Genomic DNA, 2,462 nt, shown 5'->3' on the forward strand with positions numbered 1-2,462 from the left:
GGCATAAGTGCCTTTGCGCATATTTTGAATAATATTTTCCACGCTGATTACCTCCTCTTTTCTACCATGCTACTTCAGATAAAACTTTGCATTCATTACCTTTTATTCAGCTTTCGGGCAAAATAATCGCCACTTGACTGTACAATCTGCACCAAAGCAATCAGAATAACAACTGTTGCCAACATAACATCAGCCATAAACCGCTGATAGCCATAACGAATAGCCAGGTCACCCAAACCGCCACCACCGATAGCCCCTGCCATAGCCGAGTAACCAATAAGACTAATGACTGTCAGTGTTAAACCTAATACAATCGATGGCATAGCTTCCGGAATAAGTACCTTTAGAATAATCTGGCAGGTAGTTGCTCCCATGGATTGTGCCGCTTCAACAAGTCCTGCATCAACTTCTTTGAGTGCTGATTCGACAATACGGGCGACAAATGGAATCGCAGAAATAGTCAGTGGAACAATAGCGGCATTAGTACCAATAGATGTGCCGACAATCATCCGGGTAAGCGGAATAATCGCAACCATCAAAATAATAAAAGGAGTTGACCTAGTAGCATTGACAATAGCTCCTAACGTCTGATTAAAAACAGGCTGTTCTTTGATATGTCCTTTACTGGTTATAACCAGAATTACACCAAGTGGTATTCCCAGAAGAGCGGAAACCAATGAAGAAACTGCAACCATATATAAAGTTTCACCTAATGCCTCAACCAACAGCATAAGCATGTCTTGCGACATAACCAATCACCTCTGTTCCTAAATCTCGAGCTTGCAAATAATTTAATGCATTTTGAATGTCTTCTTGCTTGCCAGACAACTCAAGAAGCAATGTTCCATAAGGTATATCCTGCAGATGATCTACATTGCCTGAAATAATATTGGCATCTACCGCAAATCGTCTAATGAGGCCGGCTATAACTGGCTCATTGGTAGCGGCTCCAAAAAATGAGAGTCTTACTACTACATTACCACCTGCGATCGGCTTGTCTGAAAGCACTTTAAGTAGCGCATCAGGAAGCTTATTATTGACGACTGCTTTCACAAACTCAGAGGCAGTTGCCGATTGAGGTTTAGTAAACACATCAAAAACCCTACCTGTTTCAACAAGCTTGCCACCTTCGATAACAGCTACTCGATCACAGATGGCCTTGATAACATGCATTTCATGAGTAATCAGGACAATGGTCAATCCCAGCTTTTTGTTAATGTCTTTAAGCAGTGCCAGAATGGATTCCGTAGTTTGTGGATCTAAAGCTGAGGTTGCTTCGTCGCATAAAAGCACTTTAGGCTGACTTGCCAATGCCCTGGCAATACCCACCCGTTGCTTTTGCCCGCCACTAAGCTGCGCAGGATATACGTCCTTCTTGTCACTAAGGCCAACCAAATCAAGTAACGGTAAAACCCTCTTTTCTCGTTCTGCCCGACTAACACCGGCAAGTTCTAACGGAAAAGCTACATTTTCAATAACTGTACGTGAGGAAAGCAAGTTAAAGTGTTGAAATATCATACCAATACGTTTACGCGCTTCCCGAAGCTGAGCCTCAGACAGTGCCATCATATCCTGTCCGTCTACAAGCACCTGCCCGGAAGTAGGGCGTTCTAAAAGATTGATGCAGCGAATCAGCGTACTTTTGCCTGCGCCGCTTTTGCCAATAATACCAAAAATCTCACCTTGCTTAATAGTAAGTGATACATTATCAAGAGCCAATACGGGTCCAGAATCTCCCTGATATACTTTTTGCAGTCCAATTAGCTGAATCATGGTGTACGTTTTCCTCCTTCGTTAAAAAGAAAAAGCCTCTTCGCAGAGGAAGAGGCATAATATACTTACTATGCTTTTCATCTGCCAAGCCCTAACGGGTTGCAGGAATTGGCACCGTTCGCTTACATGCGATGGTTGCCGCGGCTTCATTGGGCCAGTCCCTCAGCCAACTCTTGATGAAAAATACGATATTAAGTTCATGAGTTATACTACCATAGGATATAAATCACTGTCAAGAAGTTTTTATATAAAAAAGATTTTCCTCTATTTTGGTCCTCATAAACAAGATTTGTACATATCAATATTACATTTGTTTTTATAAGGTGTAATTAAAGAAGGTATTATATACATGAGAAAAAACGTGGCACAAATCCAAGCTGTTGGCTATCCATCTATAGTGCAATCGTTACTAGCGTCATCTAGGTACATCGTGGCAAAAGGCATTTATTAATATAACTACTTTTTATCAGGCTAAAGAAAAAGCACTCATACAAATGAGTGCTTTTTCACTAACCAGCAACTCCCTATTCTCCCAGGCTGTCTCCAGCCAAGTACCTTCGGCGTATATGGGCTTAACTACTGTGTTCGGTATGGGAACAGGTGGAACCCCATAGCTATCGTCACTGGATAGTAATATGGCTCCTCGAGTAGGACTCGAACCTACGACCGATCGGTTAACAGCCGATTGC

The 2,462-nt window shown here is 42.2% G+C and carries 2 protein-coding genes, 1 rRNA gene and 1 riboswitch; all 3 genes read right to left on the minus strand.

Going from position 1 to position 2,462, the window contains the following annotated elements:
• Positions 1-95: 95 nt before the first annotated feature.
• The 3 genes from AC29Z1_RS16615 to rrf all read right to left on the minus strand — a co-directional run bounded on the left by AC29Z1_RS16615 (position 96) and on the right by rrf (position 2,401).
• The gene (locus tag AC29Z1_RS16615; protein ID WP_488272566.1) at positions 96-749 is read right to left on the minus strand and encodes a methionine ABC transporter permease; all 654 of its coding nucleotides are present in this window, start codon (positions 747-749) and stop codon (positions 96-98) included.
• Positions 718-1,773 carry a methionine ABC transporter ATP-binding protein gene (locus AC29Z1_RS16620; RefSeq protein ID WP_488272567.1) on the minus strand — a complete coding sequence of 352 codons (1,056 nt, stop codon included), beginning with the start codon at positions 1,771-1,773 and terminating at the stop codon, positions 718-720. Before AC29Z1_RS16620 ends, AC29Z1_RS16615 begins: the two co-directional genes overlap by 32 nt.
• A 74-nt stretch (positions 1,774-1,847) precedes the next feature.
• Positions 1,848-1,956: riboswitch (SAM riboswitch) on the minus strand.
• 328 nt (positions 1,957-2,284) lie between these two features.
• A 5S ribosomal RNA gene (gene rrf / locus AC29Z1_RS16625) occupies positions 2,285-2,401 on the minus strand.
• Between the last annotated feature and the right edge of the window lie 61 nt (positions 2,402-2,462).

Source organism: Sporomusa sp. (genome assembly GCF_057736855.1).